The following is a 23,576-nucleotide window of genomic DNA, read 5'->3' as shown; positions in this document are numbered from 1 at the left end:
CCTCTTCAATCAGCGCCGCCAGCGTTTCATTACGAAGTGATCAAGCAGTTGCTGCCTGACTGGGCGCTGCACTCACCCGCGCACAAGCGGCGTCTTTTAAAAGACGTCATGCCCCGCCCGCCCCGAAACACTCACGCCATGACAGGCCCTCAACGAACAGCCCTGAATCGCGCGCACATCGCCCACTGGAAGGCGCACAGTGACGTGGAGCAATCTCTGGAGACGCTGCAGGACATCTATGGCTTTGCAGAGCCAATACTCAAACAAGCCTTGCACACGCACTACAACGTCGACCGTTCACTCGATCTGAAAGAGACGTTCATTAATCTGTACATCCCGTTGAAAGTGCCTCTGTTAAATCTGAACACGGGGGCTTACAAAACCTGGAAAGTATCAATCCTGGACGCCGCCCTGCACAATTTCGAACAGTGTGAAACCGAGGTCAGCGCCCACACTTTCGATTCCGGTTTTATTATCAAACCCACCACCACCGGGTATTACAAAATACTGGACACACTCACGGAGCAACTGCCCGTGGCGGACTTCATAAAGCTGTGCCGAGAACTGGATTTAGGCGGTCAGTACAAAGCACATCTTGAACAGCATCTAGGCGTCCACAATAAAAGCCAAGAGCTCACCCTTAAAACCAAGGTCAGGCACCAGCAAAGAACCGCATTTGAGGCCGCCATGCACTCCGCTCTGGTGCAAGGCGATATTAGCCAAAGCATTTTCGAATCGCTGTCCATCCTGGGCCAGGAGGCCGCATGGACGAGTGCATTGCATCCCCCCCTGTCCACTTGCAGCCTGACACTACTAGGCACTGACTTAACCGGCGTACTTGTTTTTACTCACCCAGCGATAACCTCCGGCCATAACACTGAAGTCGTCATTTACCTGCCAAATGACCCACAACACCCACTTAAACGGTATGCCTCAATCTCTGAAGGCATAGCAGTACTGGCGCAAAACTTACGCAGTGAGCACTATCAGCAATACTTCAGCCGCTTCATCAGCCACGCTCAACTGGGCCTGTTTTTCAGCACACTCAAGCAGTCGCTGTGGTTTACCCTGATTGACGCAGCGCAAGTTCCGGAAGGCCGACCAGAAGACTATCCGCCCGACATCAGTGTCGAACCGATTGAAAGCCCGACACTGGCCTTTACCCTCTTAGAAATCACGCAAGACTACACAGAATACCTCTACCAAAAAACACGCCAGAAAATACTGGCTGACGCGCCATTAATTGCGGTGCCAACCGACACCGAAGACCAAAAAACCCGGCACGAGCGCAAAGAAAAACTTAAAGCCATCGCCGAGCTTGTGTTGAACGCCATCGAATTCGTCGCCGCGCCATTTATCCCCGTGCTAGGGGGACTGGTGCTGGCACAAATGGCTTGGCAAATCGTAGATGACACATATGAAGGCATTCGGGATTGGTCCCAGGGCAAAACCCTCGAAGCCTGGAACCACTTATTCAGCGTGCTAGAAACCGTGGCCCAGACGGCTACGTTCGCCATCGGTGGCAAAGTCATCGGCGAGGCCCTGAAGATCCAATCCTCCCCCTTTGTTGACAGCTTGAAACGCGTGACCCTGTCGAACGGTGAACCCCGATTATGGGAACCTAACCTCGCTCCCTACGAACATACCGCGCCCCTGCCCACTCACGTGCAACCCGACGAGACCGGGGTGTATACGCATGACAGCGCCTTGCACTTGAGCCTGGAGGGCAAAACCTACCAGATCGAGCCGACATCACGTCCGCCCGGCTACCGAATCAAACACCCCTCACAGCGCAGAGCCTATTCACCCCGCGTACGCCACAACGGCTCTGGGGCCTGGATCGCTGAAACCGAAACCCCGCTTCAATGGAGCAACGAGCAACTGTTCAAACGCCTCAATCCACTTAACAGTGATTTTTCCGATATTGAAGCGTCACGGATTCTTGCGATAACCCGAACCGATCCAGGTGTGCTTCGTCGTGTGATCAGCGATGCGCTTCCTACACCCGCGCTGCTGGCCGACACGCTACAGCGTTTCAGAATTGATGCGCAGATTGAACGTTTCATTGCCCGAATGCAAAGCGCCGATCCGGCCCTGCAACGCTTGGCCGATCCGCAAACCCAGCTGCAACTCTTGGTCCAGCCGCAGCTTTGGCCGCCCTCCAGAGTGATTTCGCTCATCAACGAGCAAGGCCAGGTACTGGCCCAATACCCGTCAGCCTCAACGCCGGGATTACGCATCACCGTCCCTGAATCAAAAATGCGGGATGGCGAGTTAGTAACCTGCGTGCTCCAGCAGCTGGAAGACAGCGAAACCAAGCAACTGATTGGCACCAGCCCCGCGTCTGGCGACCCATTGCCTAAAATGCCGGACAGGATTACCCGGCTTTATCAGCGCCTGGCTGATCTTGCCCGCCTGAAACGTACCGAGCTGTTCAATTCGCGATACGAGACACTCGAACAACGAGGCAGCGCCGAGGTAACGCTGTTACAAACCGCACTTCCAGGCCTGCCTAACAATGCCGCCAAAGAATTGATCTGGCATGCCAGCGGCGATGAAATACTGCAATTGCTCAATGAAAAGACCATTGCACCTCGCCTTCTGGAAGAAGCCCGCTGGCATTTAATGGAAAGCCGAATCAACCGCGCTTACGAAGGCATGTTTCTGGACTCTATCCACAATCCGGACAGTGAATGGCTCACACTCAAAACGATTGAAGCCATGCCCGGCTGGCCCCAGGACGTGCGCCTGGAGATTCGTGAAAAACACTTTACCGGCCCCCTTCTAAACAGCCTTGGCGACGAAATGGCGCCTCTTCGTAAAGTCTTGATCAAATCCGAAAACCGCTACAGCGCGCGTGATGCGCTTAACCATGAACTGCACGGCCCGGACGACCTGTACAGCGCCCTGCTTCATGCATTACCTGACCTTGAGCGTCAAGCCCTAGGGTTCGCGCACCCCGGCCAGGGGGCAGCCTTCAAAGCGCGCGTTCAGGCCCAGCCTTTGTTACCACGCTTGAGCGTCAGCAGCCATTTCGACCATCCAGTAGTCGCTATGGACTTCAAATCTCCGATGGAACTGGTGCATGGGCGCGCCAGTTACCCCCTGCTTGGCGCCGATGCGCCTGAGCGTGCCCCTTCAACTCTTGAGAGGCTGGTACATGAGCTTTATCCAAGTTTGGACGCACGCGAAAGGGCTCGCGTCATGGCCACGTTGCCCAGCACCGAAAGCATGGCTAAGGCGCGGCTTGCCGAGCAGGAAAAAGAGCTGAACACTCTGCGAGATGACTTAGAGGTCTGGACCCTGAACGCACCCGCCGCAAATCAACGAACCGGCGACATGCTCTCACCCAACTCACGGGTGGCCAGAGTTCAGGACAGGCGTGCATTCAGCCGGGAGCTTGAACGAGCTTGGCGTCGGCAAACAGCCTTCGACAACCATTACACAGACCCATCACGGGACGGATTTGAACTGACGTTCACCCGCCCGATCCTGGAAGATATGCCCCCCATTAACGCTGACTTCAGCCACGTCACGCTCCTGTCGTTGACGGGCAGGGGGGCTATAACTGGCATTAACGAGTTTCTGCAACGGTTCCCGAAATTGCGCGCACTGGATCTACGAGGTTTTGAACTCGATCACTTACCAGACGCCGTGCTCTCAATGCAAAATCTGACAGAGTTACGCCTGGAGCAAAGTTCCATCACCTTGACCCCTGACAGCGCCGCAGGCCTGGCCGGGCTTGAGTACTTGGAATACATTGACCTGGATCAGAACCCGCTCAACATAACCCCGGACTTTGGCAATATGCTGAACCTAAACACTGTGCATTTGCGCAATACAGAACTCACCGAGTTCCCGACCTCAATCTTGGGGCTTTCGGAATTAGAAGTCGTCGACTTGAGCGAAAACCTGATAAGCGATTTACCCACCGAACTTTTCGAGGCGCCCGCCTTTATAGCCGAGGCGCTTGATCTTGATGACAACCCTCTTTCACAGGCGTCGCTGAACCGGGTGCGCGAGTACTTTGCCCAAACAGGGTTTGACATGAACATTAACCTGGAAGACGAAGACGGTATCGACCCGGTTCTCATCCCCGAGTCAGAAGAATAACATCAGCCGCGCTCTGGCGAAGCTGAGGACAACTCAAAGGGGCTGCTGCTGCGACGCTGGTTACGGTCTTCGCGGGGAGTGGCGCCGAAAAAGTTGCGATACGCACTGGAGAAATGCGGCCCTGATGAAAAACCACACGACAAGCCGATCTGAATGATCGACTTGCTGGTTTGCATCAGCATTTGCCGGGCCTTGTTCAGGCGTAGCTCCAGGTAGTACTGGCTGGGCACACGATTAAGGTACTGCTTGAAGATGCGCTCCAGCTGGCGACGGGACACGCACACATGCTGGGCGATTTCGTCGGTGGTCAGAGGCTCTTCAATGTTGGCCTCCATCAGCAACACAGCCTGGGTCAACTTGGGGTGGCTTGAACCCAAACGGTTTTGCAAAGGAATGCGCTGACGCTCACCGCCTTCACGGATACGCTCCACCACCAACTCTTCAGATACCGCACCCGCCAACTCGGCACCATGGTCCCGGGCAAGCACCGCCAGCAGCAAATCCAGCACCGACAAGCCACCGCACGCGCTCAAGCGATCGCGATCCCAATCGAACAAATGGCTGGTGGCGATCACTTTGGGGAAGCGCTCCGCAAAATCATCCTGCCAACGCCAATGCACCGCTGCACGATAACCATCCAGCAGGCCCAATTGTGCCAACGGGTACACCCCGGCTGACAAGCCACCAATCACGCAACCCGCTCGCACCGCCTGCTTCAGGGCGCTGCCCAGTGCAGAGGCCACGACCAGCGGTGGCTCATCGGCCAGCAAAAACAGTTTTTGACAGCCTTCAAGCTTGCCCGCCCACGGCTCCCCCGGCAGTTGCCAGGCGCCTTCTGCTGGCGCCTCGGCCTGCAAGAACACCAACTCATAAACGACTTCAGGGTGCACGCGCTGAGCAACACGCAACGCTTCCTCGGCCAGCGCCAGGGTCAGCGCTTTGGTGCTGGGCCAAATAAGGAAACCAATTCGATGGGCGGTCATAGCGTGCTATCCGGAACAAAACGAGAGAGAGAAACCAATTGCGCCAGATACTCAGCCTAGGCCAGCTGCGCAGGGTGCGGAGCATGACCTATTTTGGTGCACAACGGCAGTCTTGAAATCGCAGTTACTTCAGGCTACCTGACAAGAATTGCTGCAAACGCTCACATTTCGGATTGACCAGCACTTCGCGCGGGTCACCGCTTTCTTCCACGATGCCTTTATGCAAAAACACCAGTTGGTTGGAGACTTCACGGGCAAAGCCCATTTCGTGAGTCACCACCACCATGGTCCGACCTTCAAGAGCCAGGTCTTGCATCACTTTAAGGACATCGCCAACCAGTTCAGGGTCGAGGGCCGAGGTAGGTTCATCAAACAGCATGACCTCCGGCTCCATCGCCAACGCCCGGGCAATCGCCACACGCTGCTGCTCGCCGCCAGACATGTGGCCCGGGTAAGCATCCTTACGGTGCGACACACCCACCTGATTCAAGTAATGCTCGGCTTTTTCCCGCGCATCGGCCTTGGACATACCCAGCACATGCACGGGGGCTTCCATGATGTTTTCCAGCGCGGTCATGTGCGACCACAGGTTGAAATGCTGGAACACCATCGACAGGCGCGAACGCATGCGTTGCAACTGCTTGGGATCTGCGGCCTTGAGCGCGCCATCTTTGTTGGCGATCAATTTCAGCTCTTCGCCATTGAGCAGGATTTTGCCTGCATGCGGTTGTTCAAGCAGGTTGATGCAGCGCAAAAAGGTACTTTTACCAGAGCCACTGGAACCGATGATGCTGATTACGTCGCCTGCTTTAGCGGCCAAAGAAACGCCTTTGAGCACTTCGTGACTGCCATAGCGTTTATGCAGGTCTTGGACTTCAAGTTTGTACATGCTGTCGGTTCTCACGAAAACAGGGGATCAGTCGTTGAGCACACCGCTCAATCATGCCTTGCGCGGGGCCATATAGCCCAGCCAGCGGCGTTCAGCCAATTTAAACAGGCGCACCAGAATGAAGGTCAGGCACAGGTAGAAAACACCGGCCGTGATGTAAGCCTCAAACGGCAAGTAATACTGGGCGTTCACGGTACGTGCGGCGCCCGTGATGTCGATCAGGGTCACGATGGACGCCAGACTGGTGGTCTGCAACATCATGATCACTTCATTGCTGTACTGCGGCAGCGCACGGCGCATGGCCGAGGGCAACAAAATGCGGCGGTACATTTTGGCGCGTGACATGCCCATCGCTTTGGCGGCTTCAATCTCGCCATGCGGCGTGGCCTTGAGGCTACCGGCAATGATTTCGGCAGTGTAGGCGCTGGTGTTGATGGCAAACGCCAGGCAGGCGCAGAAGGTCGCACTGGACAGCAGCGGCCACAGGAAGCTCTCGCGCACCGCCTCGAATTGAGCCAGGCCGTAGTAGATCAAAAACAGTTGGACCAGCATCGGCGTGCCACGGATCACGTAAGTGAACAGCCACGCCGGGAAGTTGACCAGCGCCGATTTTGAAACCCGCATCAGCCCCAACGGCACCGCTGCCAGCAGACCGAAAAACAGCGAAATACCCAGCAGTTTCAAGGTTTCGAGCAGGCCATCGAGGTACAGCGGCATGCTGTCCCAAATCACGTTGTAGTCGAAGATCATAGATCAGCCGCCCTTACGCCTACCGAGTAGCGCTTCTCAAGTTGTCGCAACGCCAACAGCGAAACACTGGTCAACACCAGGTACATCGCGGCCACCGCCAGGAAGAAGGTGAAAGGCTCGCGGGTGGCATCTGCCGCCTGCTTGGCCTTGAACATCATGTCTTGCAGGCCGACCACCGAAATCAGGGCCGTGGCTTTAGTCAAGACCAGCCAATTGTTGGTAAAGCCTGGAATCGCCAAGCGAATCATCTGCGGCACCAACACCCGAAAAAACACCTGAAAGCTGCTCATGCCATACGCCATGCCAGCTTCGGCCTGCCCCTTGGGAATGGCCATAAAGGCACCCCGAAAGGTCTCGGACAGGTACGCACCAAAGATGAAGCCCAAGGTGCCGATACCAGCCGCCAACGGGTTCAAATCAATGTAATCGTCGTAACCCAACATGGGCGCGACGCGGTTCAGCAAATCCTGGCCGCCGTAGAAAATCAGCAGAATCAGCACCAGATCGGGAATTCCGCGAATGACCGTGGAGTACAAATCGCCCAGCCAGGCCAACCAGCGCACCGGCGACAGGCGCAAAGAAACACCAATCAGACCTAGAACAATGGCCAGGGCCATGGACGACAAGGCGAGCTGAAGCGTCAGCCAAGCGCCATCGAGGATGACAGCCCCGTAGCCTTTCAACATGATTCAGGTCCTCAAAATTTGAATGAAAAAATGGCGCAAACTTCAGAAATTCTGTTGCTTGCGCCATTCAGGACAGAGTGCTGCGATGACTTACTTGGCGTCTGCGCCGTAAATATCGAAGTCGAAGTATTTGTCCTGGATTTGCTTGTATTTGCCGTTGGCACGAATCGCCGCAATCGCTGCGTTGATCTGATCCAGATGCTCCTTGTCGCCTTTACGCACGGCGATACCGATGCCGTCACCAAAGTACTTGGCGTCAGTGAACTGCGGACCTACAAACGCGTAGCCCTTGCCCGCAGGGGTTTTGAGGAAGCCGTCTTGCAACAGCGTCGCGTCCGCCACGGTGCCATCAAGGCGACCGGCTTCTACGTCGAGGTAGATTTCGTTCTGCGAGCCGTAAGGAACAATGGTGGCCCCTTTAGGCGCCAGCACTTCCTTGGCAAAACGGTCGTGGATCGAACCGCGCTGCACGCCAATTTTCTTGCCCTTGAGTTCATCAAGGCTGTCGCTGACAACGGCGCCTTCCTTCATCACCAGACGCGCTGGAGTCAGGTAATAACGAGTGGTGAAATCGACAGATTTTTTGCGGTCGTCAGTGATGGACATCGAGGACAGGATGGCGTCGATCTTGCGCACTTTAAGCGCCGGGATCAGGCCATCGAATTCCTGCTCAACCCACGTGCACTTGACCTGCATCTGCTCGCACAGTGCGTTACCGATGTCGTAGTCAAAACCAACGATGCTGCCATCCGGTGCCTTGGAGGCGAACGGAGGGTAGGCCGCTTCGATACCCATTTTCAAAGGTTTTTGATCAGCGAAAGCCTGCATGGACAGCACAGACAGCGCCAGGGCGCCAAGAAGCACGAGTTTCTTCATCTTAGGACTCCATCGGTAAAGGGCAATAAATGCAGAATGAGCGTAAGCCCAATATGCGGAGGTTAAACCGGGAATGCGGCGCCACGTGCTACTGGCGTTGCACTGGGGTCAGCACAACAACGACGAGCGAGTGATCGGCATTCTAACGACAGGCTTCACGCCGTTATTTCTTCAATGCGACAACAAATTACAGATGCACTGAGAAATGCGACCCGAGGCATTGACAGCCCTTCAAATTAATGCAAGAGCAATTGATATAGAACCTATATGAGTTGCAAATAGCGGGCCTATTATTCGCAAAGCCTTCTATTCCGGCAAGTGTAGCGTTTCATCTTATTTTTCAGCCCCCATAACAAGGCTCTAAAACAGTGCTGTACGTGGCGCAAGGCCCCGTTTTCGCGCACCCGGTTACACATGCGGTAACACCTCACCTGCGCCCCTCAACTGCCGGCCAGGCAGCGCGCGCGCAAAACAGGTGGCCGTTGACGAGTCATATGAGGCGCCCCCCCCCCTAACACGTCAGCGCGCCTACCGATTGTGCCTGGCCCATCAATAAAAACCCCCGCCAGGCAATGCCGGACGGGGGTTTGCTCAAGCAAGCGGCGCCTTACGCGACCTTCATGCCTTTATGGGTATCAATCAAATGCTGCACGACACCCGGATCTGCCAACGTCGAGATATCGCCCAGCCCGTCATATTCCCCCGTCGCAATCTTGCGCAAGATCCGACGCATGATTTTACCCGAGCGGGTTTTGGGCAGGCCGGGTGCCCACTGAATGACATCGGGCGAGGCGATGGGACCGATTTCCTTACGCACCCAGTTTTTCAACTCCAGGCGCAACGCCTCACTCGGTTCTTCGCCGCCATTCAACGTGACGTAGACATAAATGCCCTGCCCTTTGATGTCGTGCGGCACACCTACAACCGCCGCTTCTGCAACTTTGGGGTGGGCGACCATCGCGCTTTCAATCTCGGCCGTGCCCATCCGGTGCCCCGAAACGTTAAGCACGTCATCGACCCGCCCGGTGATCCAGTAGTAACCGTCTTCGTCGCGGCGCGCACCGTCACCGGTGAAGTACATGCCACGGAAGGTCTTGAAGTAGGTATCGACAAAGCGGTCGTGATCGCCATACAACGTGCGCGCCTGACCCGGCCACGAATCAAGAATGACCAGGTTTCCTTCGGCGGCCCCTTCGATCAGGTTGCCCAGGTTATCCACCAGCGCGGGCACCACACCAAAAAATGGACGCGCTGCCGAACCCGGCTTGAGGGCGTGAGCACCCGGCAGCGGGCTCATCATGCAAGCGCCGGTTTCGGTCTGCCACCAGGTATCGACAATCGGGCAGCGCTCCTTGCCCACCGTCTTGTAGTACCAGCTCCAGGCTTCCGGGTTAATCGGCTCACCCACCGAACCCAACAGGCGCAAGCTTGAACCGTCTGCATCTTTAACCGCCGCCTGCCCCTCGGCCATCATGGCGCGAATGGCGGTTGGGGCGGTGTAGAGGATGTTGACCTTGTGCTTGTCGATGATTTTCGACACACGGGTGATGTCCGGGTAATTGGGCACGCCCTCGAACAGCACCGTGGTCGCGCCGTTCGCCAGCGGTCCATAAACGATGTAGGTGTGGCCCGTGACCCAGCCCACGTCCGCCGTGCACCAGTAGACTTCACCCGGGCGGTAATCAAAGACACGTTCGTGGGTCAGCGCGGCATACAGCAGGTAGCCACCCGTGGTGTGCTGCACGCCTTTGGGCTTGCCCGTGGAGCCGGAGGTATAAAGGATGAACAAGGCTTCTTCCGCGCCCATTTCTTTGGGCGCGCAGTGCGTAGAGGCTACCGCCATCAGGTCGTGGTACCAAATGTCACGGTGCTTGTACCAGGCAATGTCACCCCCGGTGCGTTTGAAGACGATGATTTTCTGAACGCTTGAGGTATCCGGGTTGGTCAGCGCGACATCGACATTGGCCTTGAGCGCCGTGCGCTTGCCGCCACGTACGCCTTCGTCGGCCGTGATCACCACTTTGGATTTGCAGTCGATGATGCGCCCGGCCAGCGCCTCCGGCGAGAAGCCACCGAAGACCACGGAGTGAATCGCGCCGATGCGGGTACACGCCAGCATAGCGACCACCGCCTCGGGAACCATCGGCATATAGATGGTGACGACATCCCCCCGGTGCACGTCTTGACCGCGCAAAGCGTTGGCCAGCTTGCACACCTCTTCGTGCAGTTCGCGGTAAGTGATGTTGCGCTGCTCAGAAGGGTCGTCGCCTTCCCAGATGATCGCGACCTGGTCACCGCGCTCGGCAAGATGGCGATCCAGGCAGTTGTAGGACACGTTGAGGGTGCCGTCGGCAAACCATTTGATGTCGACGTGGTGGTCGTCGAAGGAGGTTTGCTTGACGGTGGTAAAAGGCTTGATCCAGTCGAGACGCTGAGCTTGCTCGCGCCAGAAACCATCGGGGTTGACGACGGATTGCTGGTACATCGCCTTGTAGGTCGCCTCGTCTGTCAGCGTCGTGGCTGCGACATCGGGGCGTACGGGATACAGGGAAGCAGCACTCATGTTTCACACCTCAATTATTTTTGTAGTTGTTGTTTTATGACCCTGTTTTAGCCGGGCTACCGTACGACTTCCATTCGACGTTGGTAGTAAGAAACGCGTAGAAAAAACACAGCTTTTGTATTGAAGGCTCAAGCACAGTGCTTACAGGGCTTGGCAACCCAGAACGACACGCTCAAAAACACCTGACACGGCTTGTTTTCTACGATTGTTGCAAAATCTGTCAACAGTCTTTATCAAAAGTCCCCCTATATGCCCGTCCGGCGCAGGCATAAAATTCATCTCGCCAACCAAGGCACTGCGATTAACGCAAGTGACAGCCCCCACGAAGGCAAGTTTAGTCGCACTTAACTGATGAAGTTTCACACGTGGCCTCATAAGGGCTACGTGATCCCACTCGACCGAAAACAGGTAAAACTGAAATGAAAGCGTTGTTAGTTCTGGCCCTCAGCAGTGTGTGTTTAACCGCCATGGCGGATGAAGTCAGCACCCCTGTTTCCAGCCAGTCACCGGCCGTTGAACACTATTCTTATTCTTCCGAGCTGGACATTGCCAAAGTTATCTCCATGAGCGAAGTGCCCAGCGTGTGTGAAGTTGTACCGGCACAAATGGTTTATGAAGACTCCCACGGCATGCAACACACCCTCGAATACCGCGTGATGGGTAATGGTTGCTCCAACGGCTAACGTGCCGTTGTTAAATGCTTAAAGCGCCCTCTTTTATGGCGTGTATCTCCAGGCTTGAACTTATAACTTTCGATGCACGGCAGTGTGTATTGAACTGTTCACTCCCCGCGAATAAAACCTTCAGGACAGACGTTAATGAAACGCTCACTGATATTGGCTTTTAGTCTATCGGTATTGGCCAGCGCAGCTTTTGCGGCCGACGGTTACGACCGCACGCACGCGGCCACTTTTGCCGAAGACGGTTACGACAGCACTCGCTCAGCCTCTTTTGCCGAAGACGGTTATGACAACACTCGCTCAGCTTCTTTTGCTGAGGACGGTTATGACAACACTCGCTCAGCCTCTTTTGCTGAGGACGGCTATGACCGTACCAACGGCCACCGTTTGGGCTGATGCCCCCTGTGACTTAACGCCCGGTTTCGGCCGGGCTTAGTCCACACCCGACACCCCCCGCCTCCTTCTGCACCGCAGGTCACTCGACCGCTTAGCCATGCTGCAAAATAAATCCTCGCAGACAAACCCGCGCCCCGCCTAACCCAAGCGCAAGTCCAGGCCAAATTTAGGGCATTTCGTCGCATCGTCCGAAAAAAAACTGGCTGAAATACCCGGTACAAAACCCGTATACTGCGGCCGTCAAACGGGCTTGATATATCCCCTCTCTGGGCTATAAACCCACGCTGCTCCGGCTCCTCGGCCAGGTTGAGATGCACAAACCACTGCATCCCCTCAGCGACAGCGGGCCAACCCTACGAATACATTCATGTTTTTGCGTGCGCTTACCGCTGCTGCAAGCAACATTCCTTAGATCCAAGCGGCCTATGGCTGTGAAACAACCTGACCATAGCGTTGTTACACGGGCATTGGCCCTCACGCAGGAGACGACACGTCATGCTGAGCTGGGACGAATTCGACAAAGAAGATGAAGGCGAAGCCGCCGTCAAAGGCGCCAACGCAGGCCACGCAACCGAAGCCAACATGGACCGGCTAGACACCGCCGGTGGCGTTGCAGCTCAGGAAGCGCGTGCCGTCACGGCCAACGACTCCGAAGCCATCAAGCGCGCCAAGGCCGCGCTGGACAACCTAGACATCGCAGAAGGCCTGGCCGAACTCGAAGGCGCCAGCGCCCGCGTCGCCGTTGACGAAAAGATGATGATCAACTGCCGCGCCGACCTTAACCAGCTCGTACCGTTCAAGTACGACTGGGCGTGGCAGAAGTACCTGGACGGTTGCGCAAACCACTGGATGCCGCAAGAAGTCAACATGACTGCCGACATCGCCCTCTGGAAAAACCCCGAAGGCCTGACCGACGACGAGCGCCGCATCGTCATGCGCAACCTGGGCTTCTTCTCCACCGCCGACTCCCTGGTTGCCAACAACCTGGTACTGGCCGTGTACCGCCTGATCACCAACCCCGAGTGCCGCCAGTACATCCTGCGCCAGGCTTTCGAAGAGGCGATCCACACCCACGCGTACCAGTACTGCATCGAATCGCTGGCCATGGATGAAGGCGAGATCTTCAACATGTACCACGAGATCCCGTCGGTCGCTAAAAAGGCCACCTGGGGCTTGAAGTACACCCGCTCGATCTCCGATCCGAAGTTCGAAACCGGCACTGTTGAAACCGACAAAGAACTGCTGCGCAACCTGATCGCTTACTACTGCGTGCTTGAAGGCATCTTCTTCTACTGCGGCTTCACCCAGATCCTGTCGATGGGCCGCCGCAACAAGATGACGGGCGTTGCCGAACAGTTCCAGTACATCCTGCGCGACGAATCCATGCACCTGAACTTCGGCATCGATGTGATCAACCAGATCAAAATCGAAAACCCGCACCTGTGGGATGCCGACATGAAGGAAGAAGCGTCGCAGATGATCCTGCAAGGCACTCAGCTGGAAATCGAATACGCACGTGACACCATGCCGCGCGGCGTATTGGGCATGAACGCGGCGATGATGGAGGACTACCTCAAGTTCATCGCTAATCGCCGCCTGTCGCAAATCGGCCTGAAAGAAGAGTATCCGGGCACGACTAACCCGTTCCCCTGGATGAGCGAAATCATGGACTTGAAGAAAGAAAAGAACTTCTTCGAGACGCGGGTCATTGAGTACCAAACAGGCGGCGCACTGAGCTGGGATTGATTCCAGAGGTGATGATTCGCTAATTAAAAAGGCTGCCTGCGGGCGGCCTTTTTATTGGCCCGCTTTTTTTGCGCAGCGTTTATATCGAAATTTTCGACGTATCACCTCTGTGCCCGGCAGCTGAATTGGTGGGCTGGGAGCGCTGTTGCGCGATGGCACTGATCAAAAATATGGATTTGATCACCCTTGAAGACAACTGTATAAAAACACAGTATTTTTAAGCAGCGAATCAGCCACGGAGAATCCTCATGCACCCATCAGCGATGCGCAGTACGCTTGAGCAAATCATCATTTATCAATTCACACCACTGCACTGCGCCCAGGCCCGCGAAATACTGGGCTGGAACTTTGAGCAATTGAGCCACGCATCCAAGGTTTCGGTGCCTGCCATTCAACGCTTTGAGGCGGGCGAACCCATCAGGGATGTAACCCTGCTAGCGCTTGCGCACCGGCTCGAAGCTGAAGGCCTGGTGTTCTTTCCGGGGTTTGCCCCCAGCAGAGGCGGGAACATTCGCGGCACAACACCTGACCCTGCAGGTCGCGAAGATTTCGCAATGATCGAGTGAGTGCCCGCTTTTCTCAGCGCACCCGCTCAACACGCATTGCATCAAGCCCCAAACGCCGCCCCATGTGAGAACCCATCAGGTTAAACGTCCCGTCCCTCTGTGGCGTTGTGATGAGCACGCTGTTGTGCTCAACCAACGCCACAATGCGATCAAACCGCTCGCGCCCGTAATGGAGGGTCGTATCAAGCGTGCCATTACCGAACGTGATTACTACGCCGCTTTAAGAGCGATAGAAGGTTAATCGTCATTTTCGGGTCACGAAATTAAAACTGCGGCGCATTAGCGACTGCAACCCGTCTCTTGATCGGTGCCCAGCAGCTACGCTTGAGCATAATGACTGCAAATGCTTAAATTTTTGCTGAATATTACGCACGTCATAATCGACAATGCGCGCTGAATAAAACAACACGCGGCAATGCCTCAAACCCCACAGGCATGCACCGAACCCTTTCTTTAATGCAGACCCTTATGGACAATCAACGCGGCAAAGGCCTGTCATTCGCCAGACGTATCTACGTGCCGCGTACCGTGGGCCTGGGAATTGGTTGTTTCAGCGTGATGGCGGCTCTCTATCCGCTCGATATGCCCCCCTGGATCTGGGGGCTGTTGCTGTTCAATGGGTTTGTCTGGCCGCACGTGGCCCTCAAAATATCGACCCGCTCGGCGTATCCGTTCCAGACCGAACGTCGCAACATGCTCATCGACTCGCTTTTCGGTGGTTTTTGGGCTGCCAGCTTTCAGTTCAACCCGCTGCCCACCGTGACGATTCTGTCGATGATGACCATGAATAATGTCGCCGCGGGCGGGCAAAAGACGCTGGTTCGCGGAGCGTTGGCACAAATAGCCGGTGTACTGATCGCGTGGACGTTACTGGGCATCAACTTCACCCCGCACACAACCCCTCTGCAAATCTACGCCTGCTTGCCCATGTTGGCGCTCTACCCATTCGCAGTGGGCATGGTGTGCTATCGACTGGCCATCAAACTGGCGGAACACAAACGCACACTGCGCGCTTTAAGCCGCACTGACAGCCTGACGGGCCTGCTCAACCACGGTTCATGGAAAGACCTGCTGCAACTAAGCTTCAACCAGTGTCAGCAAACAGGCGCTAAAGCAACCTTGGCCCTGATTGATATCGACCACTTCAAACGTATCAATGACACCTACGGCCATATCGTGGGCGACAGCGTACTGCGCAAATTCAGCAAACAGCTTAAAGACAACCTGCGCGCTGAAGACTTGGCCGGACGTTATGGCGGCGATGAGTTTTGTGTGATTGTGCCCAATCGCTCCCTGGAACAAACGCAAGACATCATGGAGCGCCTGCGTCAGGTCTTTAGCCAAGAGCTGGATGGCGATGAACCCGGCTTGCAGGTGAGCCTCAGCATCGGGCTGGCCTCGTACCGCCCCGACTTCGATGATGCCTCACAGTGGCTTAACGAAGCGGACAAGGCGCTGTACATCGCGAAAAATACCGGGCGCAACAAAATCAGCGTTGCCGCGGCCGACCTGCTTCCAGGTTAGGCCTTAAGTAACCCAGGCTAAGACGCCCGAATGTCATGCATAAGGCGTCTTAGCTGTTGACGCAACGTCGGATGGCGCAGATTTCGGGCAACGCCTCGCGACTCATGTAAACGCGCAAAGGCTCGGTGATGTTCAAACGCTCATCGATATTTTGATCCAGCAATAACTGAATCAACGCCCGTTTAAGGGTCATGGTGTCGCCATCGCTTGCCTGCCAAACAAACTCGCACGTGGGCGTGATGTTGTCGTCGGCGACGTCCATACCGAAAGAATCTTCACTGAAACGGACAATGTGCTGGCCTGTCTTACGATTGAAACCAACAAAGCCGTTAAGTAGATCAGCGGCCTGACAGATGAGTTCTGAAGTGATGCGCATGGTAAACCCCACTAACGAGCCGGCAAGGCTCAAAGGACGATGGTTTACACACAAGGTTGAAGGCTGTTCCCTCTGCCGGGGATGCTCTAGAGCGCAAGAATACTGCGCCCAGACCTAAAAAGCGCAGCAAATTAAACACGACGCACGTTTATGTCGGGTTCTCGATAGCCGAAATGGCTGACAGTTGTTAAAAAGACGTCCTTATTTTTCTGATCGAAAGGACTTCATCCCATGCCTGATATTTTTGGCAAAAGCGCCCTGCTCCTCAGCCTGCTACTGAGCACGAGTGGCGCACATGCCGCCAGCGCATCGGACTCCGCGCAAGCGGTTGTGGCCAAAGCTCATGGCATCCCGCACCCGGCGGTTATCGCCCACCGCGGTGCCTCTTTCGATGCCCCTGAATCAACAGCTGCCTCTTACACACTGGCCCGCGACCTGGGCGCTGATTATCTGGAAATGGACTTGCAGCGCAGCAAAGACGGCGTGTTGTTTGCTTTGCATGACAACAGCCTGCTGCGCACCACAGACGTGGCTAAAAAATTCCCGGCGCGCAAAGACAGCCCGGCCAACGCCTTCACTATGGCGGAATTGAAAACCCTGGATGCCGGCAGCTGGTTCAATGAAGCCTACCCACAGCGCGCACGTCCGTCCTACAAAGGTCTGCAAATCCTCACGCTGGACGAAATCATTGATATTGCCCAAGCCAGCCCGCAGCACAAACCGGGCCTGTACATCGAAACCAAAGAGCCCAAGCAATTTCCCGGGCTTGAGCACGACCTGAAAAACAACCTGAGCAAACGTGGCTGGCTGCAACCTGCCACCGTCACCACTGGCGAACCTCAAGTAGGCCAGGGCAAAGGCCGAGTCGTGCTGCAAACCTTTGAAAAAAGCAGCCTGGAACTGCTGCAAAAAGAAATGCCCGACACACCTAAAATCCTCCTGCTGTGGGTCGGCGAAGGCGGCATGACCCCCAACAGCCAAGTGAGCTTCGCCGATTCGGGCGAGAAGGACAAAGCCGCTTACTACGCCAAACAGCAACCCAAAGACCACGCCGAGTTCCTGCAATGGCTGGACTTTGCCAAAGCCCACGGCGCAATGGGTACAGGGCCGTCAGCCGCACTGACGCAAGGCGGCGACCAAAGTTACTTCGACCTCGTGCAGCCCTGGATGAACAAGGCCACTCACGACAAAGGCATGCTGGTGCACGTATACACCATCGACGAGCCGGTGGACTTCACGAAAGTCATGGCGGCCGGGGTAGACGGCATCTTCACCAACCGCGCCTCTGAACTACTCAAGTACTACCAGCGTCCTGCGCCTTTGACCGTCAATCAGCTACTGGAAAAGAACGGCTTCTGAGCGATTACACATCTGTTTAAGCGTGAGGCCGAAAATTAAGCGTGAATTAAGTTGTAATGGTTAATCTGGCCCCACTTAAACAGCTCACCCCAGAGGAATTAATCATGAAAGCACTTAACGTATTGTTCGCTGCCACTGCTTTGACACTGACTGCCGGTCTGGCTCAAGCCGATGTTCGCCCGGACCATATTCAAGGCTTGCTGAAATCGGGTGAAATCACCTCGTTTGAAAAGCTCAACCAAGCGGCCTTGGCCAAACATCCGGGCGCCACAATTCAAGACACAGAGCTGGATCACAAACTGGGCAAACTGGTTTATGAAGTTGAGCTGACCGATGCCAAAGGTGTTCAGTGGGATGTAGCGCTGGATGCTAAAACTGGCGAAGTATTGGAAGACAAACAAGACACCTGAGTTGTAACGCCCCTCTAAAAGCCGCGCCCTTTATCAGAAAGGGCGCGGCTTTTTTGTGCGCGCTACCGGCCTGGGGGATTCAACAATTTATATACAAATATGTACCACGCAGAGGGGTTCTCGCTAGAATTGCACCCATACCGACCACCCGAGACCCCGATCCATGACGCAAGGCGTAGAAACTGACATCGCGACGATCAATCGCATCAGTGCAGTTCCAGCTATTTTGCAAGTCATCAGTGAAATGACCGGGATGCGTTTTGCCGCAGTCGCGCGCGTCACGCCCACCAGTTGGACAGCGTGCGCAGTGCTGGACAATTTGGGGTTTGGACTCAAGCCAGGCGGCGAGCTGGATCTGGTCAGCACCTTGTGCTTTGAAACCTTGGGCTCGCATCAGCCGATCATCATCGACAACGTGAGTGAAGACCCGCTCTACCACGACCATCACACGCCTAAAATCTATCATTTCGAAAGCTACATCACGATCCCGGTGTTTCGCACCGACGGCAGTTTTTTCGGCACTATTTGTGCGCTCGACCCCGAGCCGGCCCAACTCAAAAGCAGCACCATCCAAACCACGATGGAGTCCTTTGCCCGCTTGCTGTCGCTGCAACTGGACGCCGAAGAAAACTTGCAACGCACTCAAACCGCCTTACTGCTGGAACGTGAAACCGCCGAGCTGCGCGAACAGTTCATTGCCGTATTGGGCCACGACCTGCGTAATCCGCTGTTCGCCATCACCACCGCCTCGCAGCGGTTATTGCGTAAACACCCCAACCCGGACACTGAAACGCTGGTACAGCACATACTCAGCTGTGGGCAGCGCGCTTCGCGACTGGTCGAAGACGTGCTGGATTTTGCTCGCGGGCGTTTGGGCGCCGGTATTCCGCTGACGCGGCACGCCGCCTGCGATCTGAACAAGGTGTTCACGCATGTGATCAGCGAAGTCCAACATGTACACCCCGAGCGCGTGATCAATGCGCAGATAGGGGTACTAAACGACGTCTATTGCGACAGCGGTCGGCTTGCGCAGTTGCTCTCCAACTTGCTCGCCAATGCCATTGCCCACGGTGCAAAAACCGGCGCGGTTGAGGTCCAGGTGCAAGTGATCGAACGGGTTTTCAGCCTCACCGTTACCAACCAGGGCCAACCTATCCCTCTTAACGTGCAGGCTCAACTGTTCCAGCCCTACTCACGGCCCGCTAATGACACGCCGCAAGCCGGACTGGGACTGGGCCTCTACATTGCCAACCAGATTGCCAAGTCCCACGGCGGCAACATTGAAGTGGCCTCGTGCGAACAGCACGGCACCGTGTTTACCTTTCGCATGCCCCTGCCCGAAGAGCATCAGATCTGACGCCAAACGTCGTCTCTGACCTCCTGATGTATGAAGCACGACATTATTTCGAACTGACCCGCTGCTCTACAGATTCGTACGCCACCCCATGTACTTCGGGCTTCTACTCGCCTTCTGGGCAACCCCGAACATGACTGTCGGGCATTTGGTGTTCGCGCTGACGAGCACGTTGTACATCATCATCGGCACGCAGTTTGAAGAGAAGGATTTGGTCTCAGTGTTTGGTGACACCTACCGCCATTACCAAAAACGGGTCGGCATGCTGGTGCCTTTTATCGGGCGTAAAAAAGAACCGCACAAATGAGCACGCGAAAACGATGTATTTGATGCAAGGATGAGTAGAAACTGGCGCACTGCTTCAGGGTTGCAGGCACAGATTGCCTGCGAACCCTCCGATCGCGCCACGACAGACACTCCACATGCTCTACCGCCTTTGCACTTATCACGACCTGACGCCTGGCCAAAACCGGCAACTGCGTGACCTTCAAGTTCACCCTGAACAGATCGCCTTTTGTGGCGACATTGAGTCGGCCCTCTATTCCCTGCCCGCTCAGCCAGTGGCCGGGATAAAAGGCTTCGTCATGCTCAGCGATGAAGTGCCCGTGGCATTTTTGCTGCTAAAGCGTGAGCCGCTGTTGGCGCACTGGGCTGAACCTCAAAGCGCCACATTGCATGCCTTGCAGGTCGACAAGCGCGTTCAGGGCCAAGGCGTAGGCAAGCAATGCTTGCAGTTGCTCGCGCAACAACTCAGCCAGCACTGGCCCGATATCCATCACATCATGCTCTCGGTCAGCCCCTTCAACACCTCTGCCCTGGCGTTTTACCTGAGCCAGGGCTGGGTTGAGAGTGGCGAAGCGTATCGAGGCGAACGCCGCTTGATACGGTCGTTGGCGTGCACACAGCCCGCGCGACACGCCTGCTGAATCACCCTACCCCAGCTCTTTAATCGGCAACCAAATCTCCAGCACGCCTGTGCCGGTGCCTGGATTAAAGTCGGCACTGTAGCGCTCGAACTCCGGAGCATCGGCCGCGCTATAGCCGGACGCTGGCAGCCACTGCTGCCAAATGGCTTGAAAGGTCTGCCCCAAACTGGCCAGCGCGCCACGATGTTCAAAAATCGCGTACTCCTGAGGTTGCAGCTCCACCCAGCGAAAACGCTCGGGCAAGTCGTCCAGCTTGCTGATGGCCACCCCGGCGATGTATTCGAAACCACCCTGACCATCCGGGTTGCAACACACACCGTAGGTTTCTTCACCCTCCTGGTTCGCGATACCGCCCATGTCGCGGATAAACCGTTCCCACAGTTCAGGGATGTTGCCTGAGGTGTCCTGGTTAAAGCGGCCGCCAAAACCTGCGATCAATTGAAATTGACCTTTGGCAAACCGGGGTGCTGTCAGGGTGAAAGTCTGTGCTTCGTTCATGGCGCGTGCTCGTCAAGTCAGTAGGCAACGTCGCGATGCAGTATAGGAACAAATACAAAACCAGCCTGTTTTGCCCAAAAATAGCGACTAACTGTAACTGGACACACCGCCCTCATCGCCCGTATTGTTTCGCCCAGACCACCGCAGTGGTCAACGTCGCTCGGACGGTTCCGGGCGCTTACGTTCCAGAGGCATTCATGGCAGACCAAGGTTCGCCGCGCCGCTTTGCGCGCATAGATCGACTTCCCCCGTATGTTTTCAACATCACCGCCGAGCTGAAAATGGCCGCGCGGCGTCGTGGCGAAGACATTATCGACTTCAGCATGGGCAACCCTGACGGCCCGACACCCCCGCATATTGTCGAAAAACTGTGCACCGTCGCACAGCGTGAAGACACGCACGGCTACTCCACTTCACGCGGCATCCCGCGCCTGCGGCGGGCAATTTCTCGTTGGTACGCTGATCGCTACAACGTCGAAATCGACCCCGAAGAAGAAGCCATCGTTACCATCGGCTCCAAAGAAGGCTTGGCGCACTTGATGCTCGCCACCCTGGATCAGGGCGACACGGTGCTGGTGCCCAACCCCAGCTACCCGATTCATATCTACGGTGCCGTGATTGCCGGTGCTCAAGTACGCTCAGTGCCGTTGATTCCCGGCGTGGACTTTTTTGCAGAACTGGAAAAAGCCATACGCGGGTCTATTCCGAAGCCAAAAATGATGATTTTGGGCTTCCCGTCCAATCCGACGGCGCAATGCGTTGAGCTCGATTTCTTCGAGCGCGTGGTGGCGCTGGCCAAACAGTACGACGTGCTGGTCGTACACGATTTGGCATACGCCGACATCGTCTACGACGGCTGGAAAGCCCCTTCGATCATGCAAGTGCCGGGGGCCAAAGACATCGCCGTGGAGTTTTTCACCCTGTCCAAAAGCTACAACATGGCTGGCTGGCGCATTGGCTTTATGGTGGGTAACCCCGAATTGGTCAACGCGCTGGCACGGATCAAGAGCTACCACGACTACGGCACCTTTACGCCCCTGCAAGTGGCGGCCATTGCGGCCCTTGAAGGCGATCAACAGTGCGTAAAAGACATTGCAGAGCAGTACCGTCAACGCCGTAACGTCTTGGTCAAAGGCTTGCATGAACTGGGCTGGATGGTCGAGAACCCGAAGGCATCGATGTATGTGTGGGCGAAAATCCCTGAAGCGTACGCCCACTTGGGGTCGCTGGAATTTGCCAAAAAACTGCTGGCCGACGCCAAAGTCTGTGTGTCACCGGGCGTTGGCTTTGGTGAATACGGCGACGACCATGTGCGCTTTGCCCTGATCGAAAATCAGGACCGTATCCGACAGGCCCTGCGCGGCATCCGCGCCATGTTCCGCGCAGATGGCTTGAACGCCAGTTAAAACACCCAATCCATCGGTGGGGTGAGTGAGCTCACGCCCACCGATGGGTGTGGTTTAGACCACCAACGACAGCAGCAAGATAAAGATCAAACCGACGACCGACAGGATGGTTTCCATCGCGGTCCAGGTTTTGAACGTTTCGGCCACGGTCATGTTGAAGTACTGCTTGACCAGCCAGAAACCGGCGTCGTTGACGTGGGACAGGATCAACGACCCCGCACCGGTCGCCAGCACCAGCAACTCGCGATTCACGCCCGGAATCAAGTCCACCACCGGCAACACAATCCCCGCCCCGGTAATCGTTGCAACGGTCGCAGAACCGGTGGCGATACGAATCACTGCCGCCACCAGCCACGCCAACAGAATCGGCGAAATCTGCGCGTTGACCGCCATATGCCCGATCACGTCACCCACACCACTGGCCACCAGCATTTGCTTGAAGCCACCACCGGCACCGATGATCAGAATGATCGCCGCCGTAGGCGCCAGGCTGGCGTCGAGCAGTTTAAGGATGCGTTTGGAGTCGATGCCCTGACGCGCACCAAAGGTGTACAGCGACAACAACAGCGCCAACAACAGGGCGGTGATCGGGTGACCGATCATGTCCATCCAGCCGCGGAAGAAGTTGCCATCCGGCAGCGCCACATCGGCAAAGGTCTTGAGCAGCATCAGGAACACCGGCAACAGCACAGTGGCCAAGGTGATGCCAAAACTCGGCAAACTGCTGGATTCCGGCTCACTGGCCAGTTGGTCTACCAGCTCCTGCGACGGGTTGCCGGGGATGTATTTGGAGATAAAGGTGCCGTAAATAGGCCCTGCAATAATCGCTGTCGGCAGCGCCACGATCAAACCATACAGAATGGTTTTGCCAATATCGGCACCAAACACGCCAATCGCCAACAGCGGGCCAGGGTGCGGCGGCACCAGACCGTGAACGGCGGACAAACCGGCCAGTAACGGGATGCCGATTTTAATCAGCGACACACCTGTGCGACGCGCCACGATGAACACCAGTGGGATCAGCAACACAAAACCGATCTCGAAAAACAGCGGGATGCCCACCAGGAACGCCGCGAACATCATCGCCCACTGCACGCGCTCTTTACCGAATGCCCGAATCAACGTGCGGGCAATTTGATCCGCACCGCCGGAGTCGGCCATCATTTTGCCAAGCATGGTGCCCAGCGCCAGGATGATGCCGACAAAGCCCAAGACCCCGCCAAAACCGTCCTGAAACGATTTGATGATCTTGTCAGTCGGCATGCCCGAGGTCAGCCCCAGGAAAGCCGAGGCAATGATCAGTGCGATAAACGGATGCAACTTGAAACGGGTGATCAGCACGATCAGCCCGATGATGGTCACCACTGCGTCAATCAGCAGAAAGGTATTTTGCGACATGCCTAGCATGGGGCGTCTCCTGGCTTGTTTTTGTTATGACATGCGAATGTGCAGCCGAGGCTGATGCGGATAGCGCT

The 23,576-nt window shown here is 56.0% G+C and carries 21 protein-coding genes; 12 read left to right on the top strand and 9 right to left on the bottom strand.

Going from position 1 to position 23,576, the window contains the following annotated elements; all coding sequences use genetic code 11:
• Positions 1-204 precede the first annotated feature (204 nt).
• Complete coding sequence (locus TU86_RS06495; RefSeq protein ID WP_157395882.1) at positions 205-4,113, top strand: leucine-rich repeat domain-containing protein; 3,909 nt, start codon at positions 205-207, stop codon at positions 4,111-4,113.
• 2 nt (positions 4,114-4,115) lie between these two features.
• Here the strand turns inward: TU86_RS06495 and argR are convergent, their stop codons facing one another.
• The 6 genes from argR to acs form a co-directional block, all read right to left on the bottom strand.
• Entirely contained in the window at positions 4,116-5,096 is a 981-nt protein-coding gene (gene argR / locus TU86_RS06490; protein ID WP_048363476.1) for a transcriptional regulator ArgR, read from the bottom strand.
• 124 nt (positions 5,097-5,220) lie between these two features.
• Positions 5,221-5,985, bottom strand: a complete 765-nt coding sequence (locus TU86_RS06485) for an ABC transporter ATP-binding protein (protein WP_048363475.1) — start codon at positions 5,983-5,985, stop codon at positions 5,221-5,223.
• A 51-nt stretch (positions 5,986-6,036) separates the two neighbouring features.
• Complete coding sequence (locus TU86_RS06480) at positions 6,037-6,735, bottom strand: ABC transporter permease (RefSeq protein WP_048363474.1); 699 nt, start codon at positions 6,733-6,735, stop codon at positions 6,037-6,039.
• On the bottom strand, positions 6,732-7,421 hold the full coding sequence (locus TU86_RS06475; RefSeq protein WP_048363473.1) for an ABC transporter permease: 690 nt from the start codon (positions 7,419-7,421) through the stop codon (positions 6,732-6,734). The genes TU86_RS06480 and TU86_RS06475 overlap by 4 nt, the downstream gene beginning before the upstream one ends.
• A 90-nt stretch (positions 7,422-7,511) precedes the next feature.
• A complete protein-coding gene (locus tag TU86_RS06470) occupies positions 7,512-8,297 on the bottom strand; it encodes an ABC transporter substrate-binding protein (RefSeq protein ID WP_048363472.1) in 786 nt (261 codons plus the stop codon).
• 607 nt (positions 8,298-8,904) lie between these two features.
• Complete coding sequence (gene acs, locus TU86_RS06465; RefSeq protein ID WP_048363471.1) at positions 8,905-10,860, bottom strand: acetate--CoA ligase; 1,956 nt, start codon at positions 10,858-10,860, stop codon at positions 8,905-8,907.
• A 419-nt stretch (positions 10,861-11,279) separates the two neighbouring features.
• Between acs and TU86_RS06460 the strand changes: the two genes are divergently transcribed.
• The 5 genes from TU86_RS06460 to TU86_RS06440 all read left to right on the top strand — a co-directional run bounded on the left by TU86_RS06460 (position 11,280) and on the right by TU86_RS06440 (position 15,772).
• Positions 11,280-11,543 carry a DUF2790 domain-containing protein gene (locus TU86_RS06460; protein WP_048363470.1) on the top strand — a complete coding sequence of 88 codons (264 nt, stop codon included), beginning with the start codon at positions 11,280-11,282 and terminating at the stop codon, positions 11,541-11,543.
• A 135-nt stretch (positions 11,544-11,678) separates the two neighbouring features.
• Entirely contained in the window at positions 11,679-11,936 is a 258-nt protein-coding gene (locus TU86_RS06455; RefSeq protein ID WP_048363469.1) for a hypothetical protein, read from the top strand.
• A gap of 495 nt (positions 11,937-12,431) precedes the next feature.
• The gene (locus TU86_RS06450; protein ID WP_048363468.1) at positions 12,432-13,682 is read left to right on the top strand and encodes a ribonucleotide-diphosphate reductase subunit beta; all 1,251 of its coding nucleotides are present in this window, start codon (positions 12,432-12,434) and stop codon (positions 13,680-13,682) included.
• 248 nt (positions 13,683-13,930) lie between these two features.
• The gene (locus TU86_RS06445; protein ID WP_048363467.1) at positions 13,931-14,248 is read left to right on the top strand and encodes a helix-turn-helix domain-containing protein; all 318 of its coding nucleotides are present in this window, start codon (positions 13,931-13,933) and stop codon (positions 14,246-14,248) included.
• Positions 14,249-14,716: 468 nt separating this feature from the next.
• Positions 14,717-15,772, top strand: a complete 1,056-nt coding sequence (locus TU86_RS06440; RefSeq protein ID WP_048363466.1) for a diguanylate cyclase — start codon at positions 14,717-14,719, stop codon at positions 15,770-15,772.
• A gap of 49 nt (positions 15,773-15,821) precedes the next feature.
• On the opposite strand, the gene TU86_RS06435 is transcribed toward TU86_RS06440, so the two are convergent.
• Complete coding sequence (locus TU86_RS06435) at positions 15,822-16,148, bottom strand: DUF2025 family protein (RefSeq protein WP_048363465.1); 327 nt, start codon at positions 16,146-16,148, stop codon at positions 15,822-15,824.
• A 231-nt stretch (positions 16,149-16,379) separates the two neighbouring features.
• On the opposite strand from TU86_RS06435, the gene TU86_RS06430 reads away from it, so the two are divergent.
• The 5 genes from TU86_RS06430 to TU86_RS06415 all read left to right on the top strand — a co-directional run bounded on the left by TU86_RS06430 (position 16,380) and on the right by TU86_RS06415 (position 20,197).
• Positions 16,380-17,507, top strand: coding sequence for a glycerophosphodiester phosphodiesterase (locus tag TU86_RS06430; RefSeq protein WP_048363464.1), 1,128 nt, complete (start codon positions 16,380-16,382; stop codon positions 17,505-17,507).
• Positions 17,508-17,611: 104 nt separating this feature from the next.
• On the top strand, positions 17,612-17,917 hold the full coding sequence (locus TU86_RS06425; RefSeq protein WP_048363463.1) for a PepSY domain-containing protein: 306 nt from the start codon (positions 17,612-17,614) through the stop codon (positions 17,915-17,917).
• Positions 17,918-18,080: 163 nt separating this feature from the next.
• Entirely contained in the window at positions 18,081-19,274 is a 1,194-nt protein-coding gene (locus tag TU86_RS06420; RefSeq protein WP_048363462.1) for a GAF domain-containing sensor histidine kinase, read from the top strand.
• A 61-nt stretch (positions 19,275-19,335) separates the two neighbouring features.
• Entirely contained in the window at positions 19,336-19,578 is a 243-nt protein-coding gene (locus tag TU86_RS22350) for a methyltransferase family protein (protein WP_338053184.1), read from the top strand.
• Between the two features lie 115 nt (positions 19,579-19,693).
• Complete coding sequence (locus tag TU86_RS06415) at positions 19,694-20,197, top strand: GNAT family N-acetyltransferase (RefSeq protein ID WP_048363461.1); 504 nt, start codon at positions 19,694-19,696, stop codon at positions 20,195-20,197.
• A gap of 6 nt (positions 20,198-20,203) precedes the next feature.
• Here TU86_RS06415 and TU86_RS06410 read toward each other — a convergent pair whose 3' ends face one another.
• Positions 20,204-20,695: a GyrI-like domain-containing protein gene (locus tag TU86_RS06410; protein ID WP_048363460.1), complete on the bottom strand. Its 492-nt coding sequence runs from the start codon at positions 20,693-20,695 to the stop codon at positions 20,204-20,206.
• A gap of 197 nt (positions 20,696-20,892) precedes the next feature.
• Between TU86_RS06410 and alaC the strand changes: the two genes are divergently transcribed.
• Positions 20,893-22,101, top strand: a complete 1,209-nt coding sequence (gene alaC / locus TU86_RS06405; RefSeq protein ID WP_048363459.1) for an alanine transaminase — start codon at positions 20,893-20,895, stop codon at positions 22,099-22,101.
• Between the two features lie 54 nt (positions 22,102-22,155).
• Here the strand turns inward: alaC and TU86_RS06400 are convergent, their stop codons facing one another.
• On the bottom strand, positions 22,156-23,508 hold the full coding sequence (locus TU86_RS06400; protein ID WP_048363458.1) for a GntP family permease: 1,353 nt from the start codon (positions 23,506-23,508) through the stop codon (positions 22,156-22,158).
• Positions 23,509-23,576 lie beyond the last annotated feature (68 nt).

Origin of the sequence: Pseudomonas weihenstephanensis (genome assembly GCF_001043055.1) — a bacterium.
Taxonomy (GTDB): domain Bacteria; phylum Pseudomonadota; class Gammaproteobacteria; order Pseudomonadales; family Pseudomonadaceae; genus Aquipseudomonas; species Aquipseudomonas weihenstephanensis.
The sequence above is the reverse complement of the archived record's forward strand: the minus strand, read 5'-3'. Positions and strand labels throughout refer to the sequence as shown.